18 protein-coding genes are annotated in these 19,816 nt (G+C 72.6%); 12 read left to right on the top strand and 6 right to left on the bottom strand.

Annotated features, from left to right (window positions below; genetic code table 11):
- Nucleotides 1–2 precede the first annotated feature (2 nt).
- Nucleotides 3–3,122 (top strand): bifunctional [glutamine synthetase] adenylyltransferase/[glutamine synthetase]-adenylyl-L-tyrosine phosphorylase, encoded by a 3,120-nt coding sequence (locus ACZDYF_RS08010; RefSeq protein ID WP_475055272.1) that lies wholly within the window; start codon nt 3–5, stop codon nt 3,120–3,122.
- Here ACZDYF_RS08010 and ACZDYF_RS08005 read toward each other — a convergent pair.
- The 5 genes from ACZDYF_RS08005 to ACZDYF_RS07985 are packed head-to-tail and all read right to left on the bottom strand — an operon-like array spanning nt 3,107 to nt 5,898.
- A complete protein-coding gene (locus ACZDYF_RS08005; protein WP_475055269.1) occupies nt 3,107–3,940 on the bottom strand; it encodes a bestrophin-like domain in 834 nt (277 codons plus the stop codon). The genes ACZDYF_RS08010 and ACZDYF_RS08005 overlap by 16 nt on opposite strands.
- Before the next feature lie 4 nt (nt 3,941–3,944).
- Nucleotides 3,945–4,676 (bottom strand): hypothetical protein, encoded by a 732-nt coding sequence (locus tag ACZDYF_RS08000; protein WP_475055268.1) that lies wholly within the window; start codon nt 4,674–4,676, stop codon nt 3,945–3,947.
- 37 nt (nt 4,677–4,713) lie between these two features.
- Nucleotides 4,714–5,097: an SHOCT domain-containing protein gene (locus tag ACZDYF_RS07995; RefSeq protein WP_475055267.1), complete on the bottom strand. Its 384-nt coding sequence runs from the start codon at nt 5,095–5,097 to the stop codon at nt 4,714–4,716.
- A gap of 27 nt (nt 5,098–5,124) precedes the next feature.
- Nucleotides 5,125–5,424: an SHOCT domain-containing protein gene (locus tag ACZDYF_RS07990; RefSeq protein ID WP_475055266.1), complete on the bottom strand. Its 300-nt coding sequence runs from the start codon at nt 5,422–5,424 to the stop codon at nt 5,125–5,127.
- 27 nt (nt 5,425–5,451) lie between these two features.
- Nucleotides 5,452–5,898: a DUF6325 family protein gene (locus ACZDYF_RS07985; RefSeq protein WP_475055265.1), complete on the bottom strand. Its 447-nt coding sequence runs from the start codon at nt 5,896–5,898 to the stop codon at nt 5,452–5,454.
- A gap of 255 nt (nt 5,899–6,153) precedes the next feature.
- On the opposite strand from ACZDYF_RS07985, the gene ACZDYF_RS07980 reads away from it, so the two are divergent.
- Entirely contained in the window at nt 6,154–6,474 is a 321-nt protein-coding gene (locus tag ACZDYF_RS07980) for a carboxymuconolactone decarboxylase family protein (RefSeq protein ID WP_030153209.1), read from the top strand.
- Between the two features lie 4 nt (nt 6,475–6,478).
- Here the strand turns inward: ACZDYF_RS07980 and ACZDYF_RS07975 are convergent, their stop codons facing one another.
- Nucleotides 6,479–8,734 (bottom strand): winged helix-turn-helix domain-containing protein, encoded by a 2,256-nt coding sequence (locus tag ACZDYF_RS07975; RefSeq protein WP_475055264.1) that lies wholly within the window; start codon nt 8,732–8,734, stop codon nt 6,479–6,481.
- Nucleotides 8,735–8,872: 138 nt separating this feature from the next.
- Between ACZDYF_RS07975 and ACZDYF_RS07970 the strand changes: the two genes are divergently transcribed.
- The 10 genes from ACZDYF_RS07970 (at nt 8,873) to ACZDYF_RS07925 (ending at nt 19,710) form a co-directional block, all read left to right on the top strand.
- Complete coding sequence (locus ACZDYF_RS07970; protein ID WP_475055263.1) at nt 8,873–11,239, top strand: sulfatase-like hydrolase/transferase; 2,367 nt, start codon at nt 8,873–8,875, stop codon at nt 11,237–11,239.
- A gap of 107 nt (nt 11,240–11,346) precedes the next feature.
- On the top strand, nt 11,347–11,532 hold the full coding sequence (locus ACZDYF_RS07965) for a hypothetical protein (RefSeq protein ID WP_475055262.1): 186 nt from the start codon (nt 11,347–11,349) through the stop codon (nt 11,530–11,532).
- Between the two features lies 1 nt (nt 11,533).
- Nucleotides 11,534–12,355 (top strand): alpha/beta fold hydrolase, encoded by an 822-nt coding sequence (locus ACZDYF_RS07960; protein WP_475055261.1) that lies wholly within the window; start codon nt 11,534–11,536, stop codon nt 12,353–12,355.
- 283 nt (nt 12,356–12,638) lie between these two features.
- Complete coding sequence (locus tag ACZDYF_RS07955) at nt 12,639–13,151, top strand: histidine kinase (RefSeq protein ID WP_191789050.1); 513 nt, start codon at nt 12,639–12,641, stop codon at nt 13,149–13,151.
- A gap of 76 nt (nt 13,152–13,227) precedes the next feature.
- Entirely contained in the window at nt 13,228–14,076 is an 849-nt protein-coding gene (locus tag ACZDYF_RS07950) for a DUF4097 family beta strand repeat-containing protein (protein WP_191789051.1), read from the top strand.
- Nucleotides 14,077–14,166: 90 nt separating this feature from the next.
- A complete protein-coding gene (locus ACZDYF_RS07945) occupies nt 14,167–14,991 on the top strand; it encodes an ABC transporter ATP-binding protein (protein WP_475055260.1) in 825 nt (274 codons plus the stop codon).
- Entirely contained in the window at nt 14,988–15,827 is an 840-nt protein-coding gene (locus tag ACZDYF_RS07940) for an ABC transporter permease (protein ID WP_191789053.1), read from the top strand. The genes ACZDYF_RS07945 and ACZDYF_RS07940 overlap by 4 nt, the downstream gene beginning before the upstream one ends.
- A gap of 128 nt (nt 15,828–15,955) precedes the next feature.
- Nucleotides 15,956–16,897, top strand: coding sequence for a 1-phosphofructokinase family hexose kinase (locus ACZDYF_RS07935; RefSeq protein ID WP_475055259.1), 942 nt, complete (start codon nt 15,956–15,958; stop codon nt 16,895–16,897).
- 23 nt (nt 16,898–16,920) lie between these two features.
- Nucleotides 16,921–17,682 (top strand): 5'/3'-nucleotidase SurE, encoded by a 762-nt coding sequence (gene surE / locus ACZDYF_RS07930; RefSeq protein ID WP_475055258.1) that lies wholly within the window; start codon nt 16,921–16,923, stop codon nt 17,680–17,682.
- Between the two features lie 138 nt (nt 17,683–17,820).
- The gene (locus ACZDYF_RS07925) at nt 17,821–19,710 is read left to right on the top strand and encodes an alkyl/aryl-sulfatase (RefSeq protein WP_475055257.1); all 1,890 of its coding nucleotides are present in this window, start codon (nt 17,821–17,823) and stop codon (nt 19,708–19,710) included.
- The last annotated feature ends 106 nt before the right edge of the window (nt 19,711–19,816 follow it).

The raw sequence follows: 19,816 nt of genomic DNA, 5'->3' as shown, positions 1-19,816 counted from the left end.
TCATGACCTCGGGGCCCGACGACGTCACGCCCCTCGGGCGCATCGGCGCACCGAACGGGTCGCGCCGCCCCACCCTGAGCTCGCGCCTGCGCCGGCTCGGGTTCGCCGACGTGACCCGCTCGGCGTCGCTGCTCGACGACAAGGACCTCGTGGGCGTCCTCGGGCCGCTGCCCGAGGACGTGCTGGTCGCGCTCGGCGCGACCGCGGACCCCGACCTGGCCCTGCTCCAGCTCGCGCGGCTGTCGACCGCAGCGGCCGGGGACGAGGCGTCGTGCCGGACGTTCCGCGACCTGCTCACCGGGGAGCCCCCGGCGACGGAGGTCGCGACCCCCTCGGGGCGCGACCGCCTGCTCGCGGTGCTCGGCGCGTCGGTCGCGCTCGGCGACGAGCTCGTGTCCCACCCGGACCTGCTGGCGGTCGTCGCCGACCCGGCGCCCGGGACGGGCGTCGACGCGGGCGCCGTCCGGGCCGAGCTGCTGCGCGCGGTCGAGGCGGACGCCGAGGCCCACCAGCCCGTCGCGGCGCTGCCGGCCCCCGTCGCGACCGACGTCATGCGCCGCGCCTACCGGTCCCACCTCCTGCGCATCGCCGCGACCGACCTCACGTCGCACGAGCCGCTCACGCGGATGCCGGCCGTGGCGGCGGCGCTCGCGGACCTCGCGGCCGCGGCGCTCGAGGCCTCGCTCGCGATCGCGCGCTCCGAGCTCGACGACCACGGGGCCGGCGTGCGGCTCGCGGTCATGGGCATGGGCAAGTGCGGAGGCCGCGAGCTCAACTACGTCTCGGACGTCGACGTGGTCTACGTCGCCGAGCCGGTCGACGGCTACGACGAGGCGTACGCGACGAGCGTCGGCGCGCGGCTCGCGACGGGTCTCGCGCGGGCCTGCCAGGGGACGTCGTCGGAGCCGCCGCTGTGGCCCGTCGACGCGGCGCTGCGCCCCGAGGGCAAGAACGGCCCGCTCGTGCGCACGCTCGCGAGCCACCTCGCGTACTACGAGCGCTGGGCCAAGACGTGGGAGTTCCAGGCGCTGCTCAAGGCGCGCCTGGTCGCGGGCGACCAGGAGCTCGGGGCGGCGTACCACGACGCGATCAACCCGTTCGTGTGGTCGGCCGTGACGCGCGAGAACTTCGTCGAGGACTCCCAGGCCATGCGCCGGCGCGTCGAGGACCACGTGCCCGCGGCGGAGGCGGACCGCCAGCTCAAGCTCGGCAAGGGTGGCCTGCGCGACGTCGAGTTCACGGTCCAGCTCCTGCAGCTCGTGCACGGGCGGGCCGACGACTCGATCCGCAGCCCCAGCACCCTCACGGCGCTCGCGGCCCTGGCCGCGGGCGGCTACGTCGGGCGCGAGCATGCCGCGCGCCTCGCGGTCTGCTACCGCTTCCTGCGCTCGCTCGAGCACCGCATCCAGCTCTTCCGGCTGCGCCGCACGCACCTGGTGCCCACGGGCGAGGACGACCTGCGCCGTCTGGCACGGTCGTTGGGCATGCGCGCCGAGGGGGCCGAGGGGCTGCTCGAGCGGTGGCGTTCCACGCGCCGCGAGGTGCGCGCGCTGCACGAGGAGCTCTTCTACCGGCCCCTGCTCCCGGCCACGGCCCAGCTCTCGGCCGAGGAGGCGAGCCTGGCCCCTGAGGCCGCCAAGGCACGCTTCCAGGCGATCGGGTACCGGGACCCGGCGGGCGCGATGCGGCACGTGCTCGCCCTGACCGAGGGCGTGAGCCGGCGTGCCGCGATCCAGCGCCAGCTCCTGCCGGTCATGCTCGGCTGGTTCGCCGAGGGCGCGGACCCCGACGCGGGGCTGCTCAACTTCCGCAAGCTGTCCGAGGAGCTCGGCTCGACGCACTGGTACCTCAAGCTGCTGCGGGACTCGGGCTCGGCCGCGTACCGGCTCGCGACGCTCCTCTCGAGCTCGCGGTACATGGCCGACGCGCTGTCCCGTTCTCCCGAGTCGGTGGCCTGGCTCGCCGACGACGCCGACCTGGTCCCGCGTGGGGCCGAGCGCCTCGCGAAGGAGGCCGACGCGATCCTCACGCGCGCCGACGTCGCCGCCCCGGCCGCCACCGCGCTGCGGGCCGTGCGCCGCCGCGAGCTCGCGCGCACCGGGGCCGCGGAGATCCTCGGCGTCGTGGACCCGGTCGACGCCGCGCGCGCGATCTCCGACGCCGCCGACCTCGCGCTCGTCGGCGGGCTGCGGGTCGCGCAGTTCGTCGCCCGGGGCGAGCTCGGCGTCGCGGGCCCGGACGACGACCCGGCCCGGTTCGCGATCATCGCCATGGGCCGCCTGGGCGGGCGCGAGATGGGCTACGGCTCGGACGCCGACGTCATGTTCGTCCACGAACCCACCGAGGGCGCGAGCGACCGCGACGCACAGGCGTTCGCGCTCGTCGTCGCGACCAGGTTGCGCTCGCTGCTCGGCGACATGGGCCCCGAGCCCGGGCTGCCCGTCGACGCCGACCTGCGCCCCGAGGGACGCAACGGCCCGCTCGTGCGCTCGTTCGACTCCTACGCCGAGTACTACGACCGCTGGTCGGCCCCCTGGGAGTCCCAGGCGCTGCTGCGCGCCCGACCGGCCGCGGGCGACGCGGGGCTCGGCGAGCGGTTCATGACGCTCGTCGACCCGCTGCGCTACCCGGCTGGCGGGCTCGATGCCGCGACCGTGCGCGAGGTGCGGCGCATCAAGGCACGCGTCGAGTCGGAGCGGCTGCCACGCGGCGTCGACCCGTCGCGCCACCTCAAGCTCGGCCGGGGCGGCGTCTCGGACGTCGAGTGGACGGTCCAGCTCCTGCAGCTCCAGCACGCCCACGAGGTCGCGGGCCTGCGCACGACGTCGACCATCGACGCGCTCGAGGCCGCGGCGCTCGCGGGCATCGTCACGTCCGACGACGCCGCGACCCTGGGGGAGTCGTGGCACCTCGCGTCGCGGTTGCGCAGCGCGCTCGTGCTCTGGTCCGGTCGCTCGGGCGGACCCACGGCTGACGTCCTGCCGCACGAGATCCGGGCGCTGTCCGGGCTCGCACGGGTCATCGGCGACGAGGAGTCCGGGGCCGAGCTCGAGGAGCGCTACCTGCGGACCGCGCGACGGGCCCGGGCCGTCATGGAGCGCGTGTTCTACGGCGAGGACTGAGCCCGGCCCTGCTCGTCGCACGGCGGGTCGACCGTCAGGCCCGCCGCGCTCACCTGCTGGTCGATCAGCACGAGCGTGCGCTGCATCGCGACCGGTTGCAGCTTGCCCACCTGGTGCCCGTGCGGGTGGTCGAAGAACACGAGCAGGCTCAGCATCAGGGCGATCACGAGCGTCACGCTGCCCATGAGGACCGACTGCGTGACGGCACCTTCGCCCGAGTCGGCGAAGAACAGCATGAACACGAAGATCGTCGCCGAGATGACGAACAGGACGAGCCACAGGGGCAGCGGGATCAGTCCCTCGGCGCCGTGGACGCGCGCCTGGCGCGCCTGCTCCCGGTCGGACGTCTGGTCCATCCACCGGTCGTACGCGGACTGCTCGGTGTCCGTCGCCGGCTCGACCCCGCGGATCGTGCGGAACATCTCGACGCCCCACGGGTTGACGGCCTCGCCCAGCCGGCCGTCGGCCATGGCCTCCCACTCGGTCGTCGCGACCGACCGGGCGTAACAGACGAGCTGCCCCGAGAGCTCGGCCGCGGCGTCGGGTGGGAGGAACTGCGCGGTCTGGAGCTGCTGCGCGACGACCTGCGCCTCCTCCTCGGCACCGCTGCGGGCGTCGTCGTAGGACTCGAAGGCCAGGAAGATGATGAAGCCGAGCAGCACAGAGAAGCCCGTCGCGAGCACCCCGAAGACCCCCGACGCCCGGTCGCCGTCGCGGAACCGGCTGCCGTCGGGCGCGCGCGAGCGCACGAGGAGCATCGCGGTGACGGTGATCGCGGTCGCGCCTACCGTGCCGAGGGCGGCGATCAGGAGGTTCATGGCCTCACACCTTGATCGGGTAGGCGAGGAGGACGCCGAGCGTGGCCAGCAGCACCACCGCGCCGAGCCCGACCATGGCGAGCCGCAGACGGGGGGACGCGAGCTTGGCGCCGATCCCGCCGAAGAAGAGCACCGACGCGCACATGACCGTGGCCAGGACGTAGTTGTCCTTGACGCCGTTCGCCTGGTGCGCCCGCGCGGCCAGCACGTCGGCCTTCTTCTCGAGCCGCTGCGACTCCTGGGACGAGGCCAGGACGTACTCGTCCATCGCGAACGGGCTGGGCGGCGCGGCCGGGTTGGTCGAAGGGTCCTGCGCGACCCACGCCTCGACCGCGGGCTGGAACTCCTCGCGGAAGCGCGCGTAGAGGAACCCCGAGTAGGTCGCCGGGTCCGGCTCGTAGCCGGGGGCCGGTCCGACCCTGCCCTGCTCGGCATCGAGCGCGCTGAGCCAGCCGGTGAAGAGCTGGACGTCGATGATCGTCTCCTGACCGGCGCGCGTCGAGGCCCGGTTGCTCTCGGTGCGCGCCGCGCCGGCCGCGCTGTACGACGTCGCCATCTCACCGCCCCAGCGCGCGCTCTGGAACGCCGACCACGCCGTCATGACCGTCGCGATCGCGAGCAGCACCGCGGCGACGAGCTCGAGGTGCCGGTGCACCGACGCCACCGGGCCGCGGGAGTCGCTGCTCCCGCGGTCGGCGGCGTCGGTGGGGCCGCGCGTGTCGGCCGTGCCGGCCACGTCGGTCCTGCGGCCCGGTCCTGGGACGCCCCGCCCCTCAGGCCAGGGCCTTCGCCTTGAGCGCCGCGAACTCGTTCTCGTCGATCACGCCCGAGTCGAGCAGGGCCTTGGCGTCGGCGATCTGGGTGACCGGCGAGGAGTCGGCCCCCGCCACGCCTCGGATGTAAGCGTCGGTCTGCACCTTGGCCTGCGACATGTCCTGCATCTGGCGCTCGGCCATCCCGCGCCCGCGGGCGATGATGTAGACCAGCGCGGAGAGGAACGGGACGACGATGAGGGCGACGACCCACAGCGCCTTCCACCACCCGTTCAGCGTGTGGTCGCGGAACAGGTCGGCGAGGATCCTGAACAGGATCATCAGGTACATGAAGAAGAAGAACCACCAGACCATCAGCCAGAACCAGTCCATGAAGCTGTCCATGCGAACTCCTCCTCAGGTGGGTGCCGGTCAACCGGCGAGGATCTGAGCCTTCTGCGCCTCGAACTCGGCAGGGCTCAGCACTCCCTGGTCACGCAGCGCGGCGAGCTGCGTGAGCTGGGCGATCTTGGCATCCATGCCGGCGGAGGCGGGCGCGGGGGCCGGGGCAGGCGGCGGCGCGGCGTAGGTCTGCTGCGGCGCCTGCTGCGGAGGCGGTTCCTCCTGGGCGGCCCAGCGGCCGGCCTGACGGCGCGAGACGCGGTTGGAGACGGCGGTCGCGGTCCCTGCGACGACGGCGGTGCGTGCGACGCCTCGGATGAGTCCGGGCATGGTGTTCCTCCTCTGTCGGGACGTGGGTCAGGCGTTCTCGGCGGCGTCGAGCGCGGCGAGCACGGCCTGCACCGGGATGCGTCCGCTCGCGACGAGCTGGGCACCACCGCGGCGCAGGGCGGACGCGAAGGGGGCGGCCCACACGTTCTCGTAGACCAGGACGGCCGCCGTCTTCCCGGGCTCGACAGCCTCGGCCGCCTCGGTCAGGTCCTCGTGCCCCAGGAGCCCCGACGAGGCGCCCGCGAAGATCTCGAGGCCGGTCGAGCCGTCGGCGAGCTCGTCGAGCTCGACCCCCACCACGCTCCCGTCGTCCTCCTTGCGCAGCACGAGCAGGTCGAGGACACGGACGATCCCCTGCTCGACCAGGTCGACGAGCAGCGGGAAGGCCTCGCCCGTCATGGCGTCGGACTCGAACTCGACGACCAGGTAGTCGATCGGTCCGGTGTCCTGCAGGTCGTTCGGGTCCTGGGTCATGGGTCGTCGTTCCTCTCCTCCGGGACCTCGCTCGCCCCTCACGTCAGGGGCGCCCCGTGCGGGGCGAGGTCGATCGTCTCGTGTCGCTCCTGCCCAGGATCCGGCGCTCGGCGGTCGCCGTCGTCATGCAGACCGCATGAACTTGGTCGTACCGGCACGCGGTGGGACAGCGCGGCCGGATCATGTGATCGGGGTGATGCGAGCCCCCCGCGGGCGTGCGGCAATGGGAGGACATGACGAGAGGATGGCCAGACCGTGGACTACACCGACCGACTTCGGCGCTTCGCGATCAACGACGCGCGCCTCGAGGAGGACCTGGAGCTCGAGTCGACCGTCCTCGAGCCCAAGACGCTCGCGCTGATCCGGCTCGCCGCGCTCGTCGCGGTCGGCGGCGCCGAGCCGACGTACGGCAGCGAGGTCGACGAAGCGGTCACGGCAGGTGCGACCACGGCGGAGATCGTCGACGTCCTGGCCGCGACCATCCCGATCGTCGGGCTGCCGGCCGTCGTGGCCGCGGCCCCCAAGCTCGCGCTCGCGCTCGGCTACGACCCGTTCGACGCGCGCGAGCCGGGGTGAGGGCTCACGCGCCCAGCAGGCCCTGGTCGACCGCGCGCGCCACGGCGTCGCTCCGGCTCGAGACCCCGAGCTTGCGGTAGATCGACCCGATCTCCGAGCTGGCGGTGTTCCGCGACACGAAGAGCCGCTCGCCGATCTCCCGGATCGTGAGGTGGGTCTGGAGGTAGGGCAGGAGCCGCAGCTCCGCGGGTGTGAGCGGAGGTCTGGGGCCCACGGCGGTGCTCGCGTGCTCGGCCGCGTCGAACGACTTGCGCAGGTCCGCGACCTCGTCGGTCAGCACGCCGAGCGACGGCCGACGGAGCAGCACGTCGTCGATCTCGCGCAGGAGGTGCCGGACCGCCGCGACGTCGTCGATCGCCCAGCTCGTCCGCGCGAGCCGCAGACGCACGCGCACCGCGAGCGTCGGGAACGCATACGTGCAGAACGTCCTGGTGCGCATCCCTCGGGTCAGGAGGTCGTTCGTCAGGGCGGGGTCGTGGTCGTGGTGGGCCAGGCGTGCGGCCACCGCGTAGCCGAGAGCACTCGTGGGGTAGTCGTCCATCCGGTGGTCCTCGATGACGGCCAGGACCCGCTGGACCCGGATCCGGGCGCTGTCCCACCGGCTGCGGTCCATGTCGACGTCGGCGAGCTGCGCCTCGGCGTAGACGAGCGTGTCCGCGTCGCCGAGGGCGCTCGCGGCCTGGATGCCGAGCTCGAGGTGTCGGACGGCGGACTCGTCGTCTCCGGTCAGGCGGAGCGCGTCGCCGCTCAGCACGAGCGCGGTGTCGCGCCACGAGCTCCACTCGGGCTCGGCCGCCAGGGCGAGACCGACGTCGTCGAGCATCCGTTGCGGACCGTCCGGGCACCGCAGCGCCCGGTACATGGCGCGCGCCGAGTCGAACGAGGCCGACCCGTCCCCGGGGGGGCCGTCGAACGCGGCCGCGTCCGCGACGGCTCCCCAGCGCTCGGCGGCCCCGGGACGTCCCTCGTACACCGCGACGAAGCCTGCGAGCACCGCGAGCGGGGGGTGGCGGCGGATCGCCTCGTCGCCCAGGACGCTCAGCCACCGGTCGATCGTGGAGATCTGGCCGGCCTGGAAGAGAGACATGACGACCCGGGTGACGAGCCGGGTGGCCCGCTCGCGCTCGCCCGTCGCGAGGAGCTGATCGACGGCGCGGGCCGGGGAACCGTTCGCCTCGTACCAGCCGGCGGCCCTGACCCGGAGGTCGTCGGCGAGCTCGGGCTCGGTCGTCAGGAGGTCGTCGAGCAGCAGCTCGCGGAAGAGGGAGTGGTAGCGGAACCAGCGGCGGTGCCGGTCGAGCGGGACGAGGAAGAGGTGGGCGGACTCGAGCTCGCGAAGGTGCCGCAACGACGAGCTCTCGCCGAGGACGGCGTCGCACAGGGGAGCGGTCAGGTCGTCGAGGATCGCGGTGCGGCGCAGGAACCTCCGCGTCTCGTCGGGCAGCCGTCGGAGCGTCTCCCGCCGGAGGTAGTCCGCGACGTATCGGTCGGTGCCCGTGACGGCCGCGGCGTCCGCCGCGTCTCCGCCGTCGCGCGCGACGAGTGCCGCGAGGTGCACCCCCACGGGCCAGCCCTCGGTCCGTGTCCGGACGGCGGCCGCGACGTCGGGCGTGAGAGGCACGTCCGACGCGGCGAACACCTGTGCCGTGCCAGCGGTGTCGAGAGCGAGCTCGTGCACCCCGATCTCGACCGTCCCGTCCGTCGCGCGCAGCCGCGCCAGGTGGGGTTGCTCGTCGCGGCTCGCGGCGACGAGCTGTGACCCGTCCGGGATGCCCGCGACCACGATGCCCAGCACGTCGTGGCAGGCGGCGGACCGCACCTCGTGCAGGTCGTCGAGCACGAGGACGAAGGGGACGGGGCTCGTCCGGAGGACCGACGCGAGGCGAGGAGCGGCTCGGCCCAGCAGCGAGGCGTCGGGCCCGACCACGTCCGCTCCGAGGCCCGGCAGCCCGATCCCGTGGCGGGCGAGGGCGGAGGCCAGCACGGCGAGCAGGGCGAGGGGGGCGTCGTCGAACCGGTCGAGCGTGATCCAGACGACCGTCCTGGGGTCTGTCCGAGCCCATTCCGCGAGGAGCGTGGACTTGCCGTAGCCGGGAGGAGCGGTGACCCCGACGACCCGTCGTCCGCTGGCACGCGCCGCGTCGATCAGGGCAGCCCGGCTCACGTCGGGGGCACGATGCCGGGGCGCGGTGAACTTGATGCCGACGAACGGGTCGTCGAGATCCTCGGACGCAGGCGCCTTCACCGGCTCGTCGCTCACCTCTCCACGGTAGGGCCGTGGTCGGTGGTGCGCCTGATGACGGTGTGCGATCACCCTGTCTGGGTGATGTGCGCCGAGGCGCTCGTTCCTAGCGTGGGGAAGGACCGTGCCCAGCGTCCGACCGAGCGGAGTCCCCTCATGCGTCCCGACAAGCACGCCCGCAGCATGCTGCCCATCCCGGATCGTCCGGCCCCGGGGCTCACGACCTACGACGCGAAGGACCCCGACACGTCGTACCCGCCCATCGAGCCGCTGCTCCCGCCCGAGGGGGCTCCGAACGTCCTGATCGTCCTGCTCGACGACGTGGGGTTCGGCGCGTCGAGCGCTTTCGGCGGGCCGTGCCGGACTCCGAACGCCGAGCGCCTGGCCGCGGGAGGGCTCACGTACAACCGGTTCCACACCACGGCGCTGTGCGCGCCGACCCGCGCCGCGATGCTCAGCGGGCGCAACCACCACTCGGTGGGCATGGGCAGCATCACCGAGACCGCGACCTCGGCGCCTGGGAACAGCTCGCTCAAGCCGAACACCAAGGCCCCGCTCGCCATGACGCTCAAGCTCAACGGGTACTCGACCGCGCAGTTCGGCAAGTGCCACGAGGTCCCGGTCTGGCAGTCCTCGCCCCTGGGGCCCTTCGACGCCTGGCCCTCGGGGGGCGGTGGGTTCGAGACGTTCTACGGGTTCATCGGCGGGGAGAACAACCAGTGGGACCCCGCGCTGTACGACGGGACGACGGCCGTCGAGCCGCCCGCGACGCCAGAGGAGGGGTATCACCTGACCGAGGACCTGGCCGACCATGCGATCAGCTGGATCCGCTCGCAGAAGGCACTCATGCCTGACCGGCCGTTCTTCGCATACTTCGCTCCCGGGGCGACGCACGCACCGCACCACGTCCCCAAGGAGTGGGCCGACCGGTACGCGGGCGCGTTCGACGACGGCTGGGACGCTCTGCGCGAGCGGACGCTCGCCCGCCAGAAGGAGCTGGGCGTCGTCCCCGCAGACGCCGAGCTCACCCCCCGCCACTCGGAGATTCCTGCGTGGGACGACATGCCTGACGAGCTCAAGCCCGTCCTTGCTCGCGAGATGGAGGTGTACGCGGGCTTCCTCGAGCACACCGACCACCACGTGGGGCGCGTGATCGATGCTCTCGACGACCTCGGGGTGCTCGACGACACGATCGTCTACTACATCATCGGCGACAACGGAGCCTCGGCCGAGGGGACCCTCAACGGTGCCTTCAACGAGATGGCGAACTTCAACGGCTTGGCCGGGCTCGAGACCGCCGAGTTCATGCTCTCCAAGATGGACGAGTTCGGGTCTCCGTCCTCCTACAACCACTACGCGGTCGGTTGGGCGCACGCGATGGACACGCCGTTCCAGTGGACCAAGCAGGTGGCCTCGCACTGGGGCGGTACGCGCAACGGCACGATCGTGCACTGGCCGAACGGGATCACGGGCAAGGGCGGGCTACGCAGCCAGTTCACCCACGTCATCGACGTCGCGCCGACGATCCTCGAGGCCGCGGGACTGCCCGAGCCGACCATGGTCAACGGCGTGCTCCAGTCGCCCATGGAGGGCACCTCCATGCTCTACTCGTTCGGTGACGCCGACGCCCCCGAGCGGCACGACCTGCAGTACTTCGAGATGTTCGGCAACCGCGGCGTCTACCACAAGGGCTGGAGCGCGGTCACCAAGCACCGCACCCCGTGGGTGCTCCTCGGCGGCACCACGGTCGGCTTCGACGACGACGTCTGGGAGCTCTACGACGGCACCGGTGACTACAGCCAGGCGCGCGACCTCTCGAGAGAGCATCCCGAGAAGCTGCACGAGCTCCAGCGACTCTGGCTGATCGAGGCGGTCAAGTACAACGTGCTTCCGCTCGACGACCGTACGGGCGAACGGCTCAGCTCCGACCTCGCCGGCCGCCCGACGCTCGTCCACGGCAACAGCCAGCTGCTGTTCCCGGGCATGGGCAGGCTCTCCGAGAACAGCGTGCTCAACATCAAGAACAAGTCGTTCTCGGTCACCGCGGAGGTCGAGGTCCCCGAAGGTGATGTGCACGGCGTGATCGTGGCACAGGGCGGCCGCTTCGGTGGGTGGAGCGTCTACGTCAAGGACGGACGGGCGAGGTTCGTCTACAACGTCCTCGGGATCCAGGAGTTCGGGACCGAGGCCGACGTGCCGGTCCCGGCAGGCACGCACCAGGTCCGCATGGAGTTCACCTACGACGGCGGAGGTCTCGGCAAGGGCGGGGACGTCACGCTGTACTACGACGGCGACCAGGTCGGTGCAGGTCGCGTCGAGGCCACCCAGGCCATGATCTTCTCCGCGGACGAGACCACGGACGTCGGCTACGAGTCGGGGACCTCCGTCAGCCCCGACTACACACCCCGGACGAGCCGTTTCACGGGCAAGATCCACTGGGTCCAGATCGACCTGGGCGACGACGACCACGACCACTTCATCGACCCCGACGAGCGCCTGCGGATTGCGATGGCGCGCCAGTGACCGGTCGGTGCGGCTTCCCCACCCGCGCACGGCCCGACGGCGCCGCTCACCTCGCAGGAGAGCGGCGCCGTCGACGGCCAGCGGTGCGTGGCGCTGCGGATCCCCGGATGCGCACGCGCACCGCCGGGCGCACGCTGAGACCTGCATCCGGCGCGACCACGGCGGGACCCCGGCGCGAGTCGAGCAGATGCTCGAGGGTGCGCGGCGCCGTCGGGAGCTGGACCACGACCGTCGAAGGAGCGGCCGAGGGCGCCGAGGCGACCCTCACGTGGCTCGAGGAACAGGAGATCTGACATGCCCTTCATCACCACCGCCGACGACACCCGCATCTTCTACAAGGACTGGGGGAGCGGGCAGCCCGTCGTGTTCAGCCACGGCTGGCCCCTGAACGCCGACGCCTGGGACGGGCAGCTCAACCTGGTCGCCTCCCACGGCTTCCGGGGGATCGCGCACGACCGGCGCGGGCACGGCCGCTCGACCCAGACGTGGGACGGCAACGACATGGACACCTACGCGGACGACCTCGCCGCGCTCATCGAGGCCCTCGACCTGACTGACGTCGTCCTCGTCGGCCACTCCACGGGCGGGGGAGAGGTGACCCGCTACCTCGGCCGTCACGGCACGGGCCGTGTCGCGAAGGCCGTGCTGCTCGGGGCGGTGCCGCCGCTCATGCTCCAGACCCCGGACAACCCCGACGGTGCCCCGATCGAGGCGCTGGACCAGATCCGTGCCGCGCTCCTCGCCGACCGGTCGCAGTTCTACCAGGACCTGTCGGTCGCGTTCTACGGCGGGAACCGGGAGGGCTCGGCGCTGACCCAGGGGGTGCGGGACCAGTTCTGGCGCCTGTCGATGCAGGCCGGGCTCAAGGCCGCCTACGACTGCGTCGAGCAGTTCTCCGAGACCGACTTCACCGCGGACCTGCGCTCGATCGACGTCCCGGTGCTCGTGGTGCACGGCGACGACGACCAGATGGTGCCCATCGGGGCCTCCGCGCTCAAGACGGTCGAGCTGCTCCAGGACGCGACGCTCGTCGTGCACGAGGGGCGCCCGCACGGGCTGTTCGGCGACTACGAGGCCGAGTTCGACGAGGACCTCCTCACCTTCCTCCGGTCCTGACGTCGCGTCCCCGGCACGCCGGGGCGCTCGCGGGACCGGCCGAGGCTTTGCGCTTCCCTCACCCTGCCCGACGGCGTCGCTCACCCTCGCGGTGAGCGGCGCCGTCGCGCTGTGCGGCCTGGGGCAGGGCGGGGCGGGGCGTTGTGCGGCGATGGGCGGGTCGGTCGGGATCACCCTTCTGACCTGCCCTTTTACCCGAATGGCGTCTCGATGACACCACTTTCTCAGACGGATGACGCCATTTCTCTTGCAATGACACCATTGATGGTGTCATAGTGGCGTCATGGAACTTACGAGATACGTCGACGAGCTGCAGCACCAGCTCGCCACCGCAGCCGCCGCCGGCGGGGACGAGGCCCGCGAGCTCGCCGGCCGCCTGTCGGCCCCGCTCGACGCCGCCGTCCGGCTCGTCCTGCTCGAAGCCCTCTCGACCGCGGCGACCGAGATCACGGCCGAGCTCGCACCGGGGGCGGTCGACGTCCGGCTCCGAGGGCGTGACCCCGAGTTCATCGTGACTCCCGCACCGACCTCGGCCTTCGAGGAGGACGCCGCCCCGGCGGCCGAGCCCGCCCGAGCGGCGGTGCTCGACCCCGACGACGTCAGCACGTCCCGCACGACGCTCCGCCTGCCCGACCAGCTCAAGGTGCAGGTCGAGGAAGCGGCAGCCCGTGAGGGCATGTCCGTCAACACGTGGCTCGTGCGCGCGGTCGCCGCCGCGCTCGCTCCCGTCGCCCCGTCCCGCCCGGCTCCCCGGGCCACCAGCACCTCCGGTCGCGTGACCGGCTGGGTGCGCTGACCCACCACCCACCACCGCCACACCCCGCGCCCCGCCTTCCCGGGGCGGACACGCTCACCCCTCTGGAGGATCCGTCATGCCCACTTTCGCCGCCCCCACGCCCGTCCCGGTCGTCATCGACGTCCCCTTCGGCAACCTGTACGTCGTCGCCGGCGAACGGGACGACGTCGTCGTGACCGTCCTGCCGGCCGACCCGGGCAAGTCCGGCTCCGTCCGTGCCGCCGAGGAGACCCGCGTCGAGCGCGACGGCGACGCCATCGCGATCGTCTACCCCAACGCCTGGAAGCAGTACGTCCTGCCGTTCGCCTCCGGTGGCGCGAAGGTCACCATCGAGCTCCCCGCCGGGTCGGACCTGCGCGGCAAGGCCGGCTCCCTCTACGCAGAGGGCCGGCTCGGGACCGTCGACCTCAACCTCAACGGTGGCAACGCCCGGCTCGACGACGTCGACCGCCTCGACATCAAGGTCTCGGCCGGGTCGCTCAGCGTCGGCCGGGTCTCCGGCACCGTCGAGGCCACCGTCTCGGCGGGCGGCCTGCGCGTCCGCGAGCTCGACGGCGACGCGACCGTCAAGGTGCCCAACGGCACCACCGAGATCGGCAGGACGACCGGGAGCCTGCGCGTCAACGGCGCGCACGGGGACATCTCGATCGACCGGTCGCACGGTGAGACGGTCGTCAAGTGCGCGCACGGCGGGATCCGCGTCGAGCAGGCCGTGAACGGTCGCGTCCAGCTCGAGAGCTCGTACGGGTCGATCGAGGTCGGCGTGCCCGAGGGCACGGCCGCCTGGCTCGACGCGACCTCGCAGCACGGCCAGGTCCGCAACCTCCTGCAGGACGCCGCCGGTCCCGGCGAGTCCGACCTGACGGTCGAGGTCCGCGCAGGCACCAGCTACGGCGACGTGATCGTGCGCCGTCCGCACGCCTGAGGCCACCTCTCCTCCCTGTCCCCAGCAGAAGTGCTCTCCCCGCTCGTCACTGCTCCACCTGCTCGTCCACCACCCTCGAAGGAGAAGCTCATGACCACCACAGTCCGCGGACCCGCGATCGAGGTCGCCGGCCTGCGCAAGTCCTACCGCTCGAAGTCCGGCACCCAGCTCGTGCTCGACGGCGTCGACCTCGTCGTCCCGGCCGGGACGATCACCGCGCTGCTCGGCCCCAACGGCTCGGGCAAGACGACGACCGTGGGCGTCCTGTCGACCCTGCTCGCCGCCGACGCCGGCACGGTCCGCGTCGCGGGCCACGACGTCGCCCGCGAGCCGGACGCCGTCCGTGCCTCGATCGGCGTGACCGGCCAGATCACGGCCGTCGACGAGCTGCTCACCGGCACCGAGAACCTGCGGCTCATGGCCGACCTCAACCACCTCGGGAAGTCCGCCGGACGTCGCCGCGCGACCGGGCTGCTCGAGCAGTTCGGTCTCGCCGAGGCGGCGGGCAAGCCCGTGGCCACCTACTCGGGGGGCATGAAGCGCAAGCTCGACCTCGCGATGACGCTCGTCGGCACGCCGTCGGTCGTCTTCCTCGACGAGCCGACGACGGGTCTCGACCCCCGCAGCCGACGCACCCTGTGGGACGAGGTGCGCGCGCTCGTCGAGGGCGGCACCACGATCCTGCTCACCACGCAGTACCTCGAGGAGGCGGACCGGCTCGCCGACTCCGTCGCGGTCCTCCACGACGGCCGCATCGTCGCCGAGGGCACGCCCGCCGAGCTCAAGTCCGTGCACGACGCGGGCTCGCTCGACGAGGTCTTCCTCGCACTGACCGAACCGCCCACCGAGGAGGAGGCCGGCACCGACGCCGCTGCCGCCGCCGGTCCGACACAGGACAAGGAGAACGTCCGATGACTGCCATCGCCACCACCGCCCCCACCACCACGGCCCGGCCCCGTCCGGTCGCCGACGTCGGGACCATGCTGCGCCGCAGCCTGCTGCGCGCCGTGCGCTACCCGGGCCTGACGGTCTTCATCGTCGGCGGCCCGATGGTCATGCTGCTGCTCTTCGTCTACGTCTTCGGCGGGGCGTTCGGTGCCGGCGTGGCTCCCGGGATCACGCCCGGCGCCGACGGTCGGGCCGCCTACCTGGACTACATCACGCCGACGCTCCTGGTCATCACCGTCGTCGGGGGCGCGACGTCGGTCGCAGTGAGCGCCGCGATGGACGCCGCGAGCGGCATCATGTCCCGGTTCAAGACCATGGCGATCTCGCCCGGGTCCATCCTCTCGGGGCACGTCCTCGGGTTCGCCGTGCAGGCCCTGATCGCCGTGGTCCTCGTGCTCGGAGCCGCGATCGCCATGGGCTACCGCCCCCAGGCCGACGCGCTCGACTGGCTTGCCCTCCTGGGCCTGTTCGTCCTGCTCGGGATCTGCCTCAACTGGCTGTGCGTCGCCATGGGGCTCAACGCCCGCAGCGTCGAGACCGCGAGCAACACGCCCATGCTCCTGCTGCTCCTGCCCTTCCTCGGCAGCGGGTTCGTGCCCGTCGAGACCATGCCGACGGCCGTGCGCTGGTTCGCCGAGCACCAGCCCTTCACGCCCATCATCGACACCGTGCGCGGGCTGCTCGCCGGGGGAGCGGGGCTCGCGGGCTCGACCGCGGTGCAGGCCGTGGCCTGGTCCGTCGTGATCGGGGTCGCGGGCTATGTGTGGGCGCGCGTGCTCTTCCGTCGCGAGCGTCGCCTCTGAGACGGGCACCGCGAGCGTCGGCGCGGTGAGCGCCGCCGGCAGGACCGAGGGCCGGCGTGTGACCAGTCGCACATCCGAGCGGCACCCCTCGCCAGGTGACCGCTGACCGCCCGCCCTAGGCTCGGTCGATGACGACGGACCCCCGCGAGCCGACCGTGTGCGTGCTCGCGCTCACGCCCCTCCTGGCGATCGAGATCGAGCCCGCAGGGCCGCACGAGACGTCGCCCGAGATCCACGTCCACCCCGGTGGCCAAGGGTTGTGGCTCGCGCGGATGGCGTACTCGCTCGGTGCGCACGCGATCGTGTGCGGGCCGTTCGGCGGCGAGACGGGGACGGTGGCCGCGCACCTGGCCCGCGCCGAGAACCTCGACCTGCGCGTGACCTCGACCGGCGCCAACGGGGCTTTCGTGCACGACCGGCGCAGCGGCGACCGTACCGAGGTCGTCGCTATGGAGCCCTTCCTCCTCAACCGGCACGAGGTCGACGACCTGTACGGCACGGTGCTCGTCGCGGCGCTCGACGCGGCGGTCACCATCCTCACCGGGTCGAGCACCCCTGTGGGTGTCCCGCCGGACTTCTTCGGCCGGCTGACCAAGGACCTGCACGCGGCCGAGCGCCAGGTGGTGGCGGACCTGTCGGGGGCCGAGGCCCAGTCCGTCGCGCAGGAGCCCGGCGCGGTCCTGAAGATCAGCCACGAGGAGATGGTCGAGGGCGGCTTCGCGCCCGACGACAGCGAGCGGTCGCTGCGCGCCGCCGCGGACGAGATGGTCGCCGCGGGGCCGCGCGCCGTGATCGTCTCCCGGGCCGAGGCGCCGTCGCTCCTGGTGACGCGGGAGCGCAGCTACACCGTGCAGAGCCCGTCCGTCACGACCGTGGACCATCGGGGGGCGGGCGACTCGATGACGGCGGGGATCGCCGTCGGGCTCGCGCGGGGGATGGACCTGCCCGACGCCGTGCGGCTGGGTGCCGCGGCCGGAGCCCTCAACGTGACCCGGCGCGGGCTGGGCACGGGGCACCGCGACCAGATCGAACGCTTCGCGCACCGCGTGACGGTGCGCGAGACCCACTGACCGCACCGGACGAGAAGGAGGCCATGATGCGCGCACTCATCACGAACGACGACGGGATCGACTCCCCGGGCCTGGCGGTGCTCGCCGGGGCGGCGCTCGACGCGGGGTACGAGGTCGTGGTCGCGGCACCCGCGCGCGAGTCCTCGGGCGCGAGCGCGGCCCTGCTGGGGGCCGAGGAGGACGGCCGCCTGGTCGTCGAGCCCCGGAGGGCCCCGGGCCTGCCCGACGGCGTGACGTCCCTCGCCGTGCGGGCCGCCCCCGCGCTCATCGCCTTCGTCGCGGCGTACGGCGGCTTCGGCGCCAAGCCGGACCTGGTCCTGTCGGGCGTGAACAAGGGCGCGAACACGGGCAACGCGATCCTGCACTCCGGGACGGTGGGCGCGGCCATGTCCGCGACGACCCACGGCATCGCGTCGGTCGCGGTGTCCATGGACGCCGCCGAGCCCCGCCACTGGGAGACCGCGCGCCTCGTGACGGACCACGTCGTGGAGTGGGTGGGACGCACGCCGCTCGGTCGCCGGGTCGTGAACGTCAACGTCCCCGACCGCTCTCCCGCCGACCTCCGGGGCCTGCGTCAGGCGCCGCTGGCGAGCTTCGGGCTGGTCCAGGCGCGCATCCGCGAGAACGACGACCGCAACCTGTCCCTCCAGTACTCGGGGACGGAGCGGCACTCCGAGCCGGACTCCGACACGGGGCTGCTCACGCGCGGCTGGGCGACCGTGACGCTGCTGCTCGCGCCGTACGCCGACGTGAGCCTCGAGGTGCCGGGGCTGCCCGAGCAGTGAGCAGCGCGCCTCCGGGTGGGTGGTCGACGCCCTGACGTGCAGGTGCGCGCACGGGGTGCCGAGACGGTCGGCGGGGCGTCGAGAACCCCCTCGCCCGTTGCGGGTGCGCAGTCCATGGGTGGCTGGAATGCTGCCAACATGTCACCAGCCAAGCCAGCCTCCCACGCCATCGTCCGGCAGCAGCAGGTCTTGCGAGACAGCCTGCCCTTCCAGGACACCCAGGACTTCGACGACGTCTCCCGCGGGTTCCTCGGCCGACGCACACCGAACGCGGTGACCGCCGCGGACGGCCGCGTCGTCTGGGACAACGACACCTACGACTTCCTCCAGGGCGAGGCCCCGGACACGGTCAACCCGAGCCTGTGGCGCCAGTCCCGGCTCGTCGCCACGCAGGGCCTGTTCGAGGTCGTCGAGGGCATCTACCAGGTGCGCGGCTTCGACCTCTCGAACGTCACCTTCATCGAGGGCGAGACGGGCGTGGTCGTGCTGGACCCCCTGCTCTCGGCCGAGACGGCCGCTGCGGCGATCGCGCTGTACCGCGAGCACCGCGGCGACCGTCCCGTCTCGGGCGTCGTCTACACCCACTCGCACGTCGACCACTTCGGCGGGGTCAAGGGCGTCACGACGCAGGAGGACGTCGACTCCGGTCGTGTCCCGGTCCTCGCCCCCGAGGGGTTCACCGAGCACGCTGTCGCCGAGAACGTGTACGCCGGCACGGCCATGGGCCGCCGCGCGGGGTACATGTACGGCGCTGCGCTCGCTCGCGGTCCGCAGGGACAGGTCGGGGCCGGCCTCGGCCAGACGACGTCGACCGGCACCATCACCTTGATCCCCCCGACGGTCGACATCACCACGACCGGAGAGGAGAAGACGGTCGACGGCGTCCGGATGGTCTTCCAGATGGCCCCCGACACCGAGGCGCCGTCGGAGATGCTCGTCTGGTTCCCGGACCACAAAGCGCTCTGCGCCGCGGAGGACGCGACGCACAACCTGCACAACCTGCTGACGCTGCGCGGCACCGTCGTGCGCGACCCGCACGCGTGGGCGGGCTACCTCACCGAGGTGATCGACCTCTTCGGCAGCGAGGCCGAGGTCGTCTTCGCGTCGCACCACTGGCCCACCTGGGGCAACGCTCGGATCGTCGAGTACCTCTCGCTCCAGCGTGACCTCTATGCGTACCTGCACGACCAGACGCTCCGCATGCTGAACAAGGGCCTGACGGGCACCGAGATCGCCGAGCAGATGGTCCTGCCACCCGCGCTCGAGAACTCCTGGCACGCACGGGGCTACTACGGTTCCGTGAGCCACAACGTCAAGGCCGTCTACCAGCGGTACATGGGCTGGTACGACGGCAACCCGTCGAACCTGTGGCGGCACACCCCGCTCGAGGCAGGCAGGCGCTACGTCGCGCTCGGGGGTGGCGCGGACGCCGTCGTCCTCTCGGCGCAGGCGGCCTTCGACGAGGGGGACTACCGCTGGGTCGCGGAGATCCTGAACCACGTCGTCTTCGCCGAGCCTGATCACACCGGGGCGCGCGAGCTGCTCGCGGACACCTACGAACAGCTCGGCTACGGGTCGGAGAACGGCACCTGGCGCAGTGTCTACCTCTCGGGCGCGACCGAGCTGCGCGACGGCCCGTTCGGTACGCCGACCGTCGCGGCCTCGTCGGACATGCTCGCGCAGCTGTCCCCGGCCATGCTCTTCGACGCCCTGGCGATCCAGGTCGACGGGCCGCGCGCATGGGACGAGAGGGCGACGATCGACGTCGTGCTGACGGACGTCGACGAGCGCTACCGGCTGTGGCTGCGCAACGGTGTCCTCACGTACAGCGCCGCCCCGCAGAAGGGGGCCGCCGACGTCACGCTCACCGGGACCAAGGGCGCTCTGCCGGTCCTGGCGAGCGGGCACGTCACCCCGGGCACGCTCGCCCAGGCGGGCATCGAGCTCAGCGGCGACACCTCCGTGCTCGGCCGGCTCGCCGCGCTCCTGGACCCGGGCGACAAGGACTTCGCGATCGTCACCCCCTGACGGTCAGGGTCCGTGCCGGCCGACGCCCTGGTGACCGGCACGGACCCTGCGGACGTCGCGGAACGGAACCCGCGATGCCCGCAGGACGACGAACCCGGGCGACGGA

It is taken from the genome of Oerskovia sp. PE-21s, assembly GCF_056158145.1.
The sequence above is the reverse complement of the archived record's forward strand: the minus strand, read 5'-3'. Positions and strand labels throughout refer to the sequence as shown.

Coding starts and splice junctions, on each gene's coding strand:
- ACZDYF_RS08010 (WP_475055272.1), top strand. CDS start 3: ATGACCTCGGGGCCCGACGACGTCACGCCCCTCGGGCGCATCGGCGCA.
- ACZDYF_RS08005 (WP_475055269.1), bottom strand. CDS start 3,940: ATGAACCTCCTGATCGCCGCCCTCGGCACGGTAGGCGCGACCGCGATC.
- ACZDYF_RS07995 (WP_475055267.1), bottom strand. CDS start 5,097: ATGGACAGCTTCATGGACTGGTTCTGGCTGATGGTCTGGTGGTTCTTC.
- ACZDYF_RS07990 (WP_475055266.1), bottom strand. CDS start 5,424: ATGCCCGGACTCATCCGAGGCGTCGCACGCACCGCCGTCGTCGCAGGG.
- ACZDYF_RS07985 (WP_475055265.1), bottom strand. CDS start 5,898: ATGACCCAGGACCCGAACGACCTGCAGGACACCGGACCGATCGACTAC.
- ACZDYF_RS07970 (WP_475055263.1), top strand. CDS start 8,873: ATGCGTCCCGACAAGCACGCCCGCAGCATGCTGCCCATCCCGGATCGT.
- ACZDYF_RS07965 (WP_475055262.1), top strand. CDS start 11,347: ATGCGCACGCGCACCGCCGGGCGCACGCTGAGACCTGCATCCGGCGCG.
- ACZDYF_RS07960 (WP_475055261.1), top strand. CDS start 11,534: ATGCCCTTCATCACCACCGCCGACGACACCCGCATCTTCTACAAGGAC.
- ACZDYF_RS07955 (WP_191789050.1), top strand. CDS start 12,639: ATGGAACTTACGAGATACGTCGACGAGCTGCAGCACCAGCTCGCCACC.
- ACZDYF_RS07950 (WP_191789051.1), top strand. CDS start 13,228: ATGCCCACTTTCGCCGCCCCCACGCCCGTCCCGGTCGTCATCGACGTC.
- ACZDYF_RS07945 (WP_475055260.1), top strand. CDS start 14,167: ATGACCACCACAGTCCGCGGACCCGCGATCGAGGTCGCCGGCCTGCGC.
- ACZDYF_RS07940 (WP_191789053.1), top strand. CDS start 14,988: ATGACTGCCATCGCCACCACCGCCCCCACCACCACGGCCCGGCCCCGT.
- ACZDYF_RS07935 (WP_475055259.1), top strand. CDS start 15,956: ATGACGACGGACCCCCGCGAGCCGACCGTGTGCGTGCTCGCGCTCACG.
- surE (WP_475055258.1), top strand. CDS start 16,921: ATGATGCGCGCACTCATCACGAACGACGACGGGATCGACTCCCCGGGC.
- ACZDYF_RS07925 (WP_475055257.1), top strand. CDS start 17,821: ATGTCACCAGCCAAGCCAGCCTCCCACGCCATCGTCCGGCAGCAGCAG.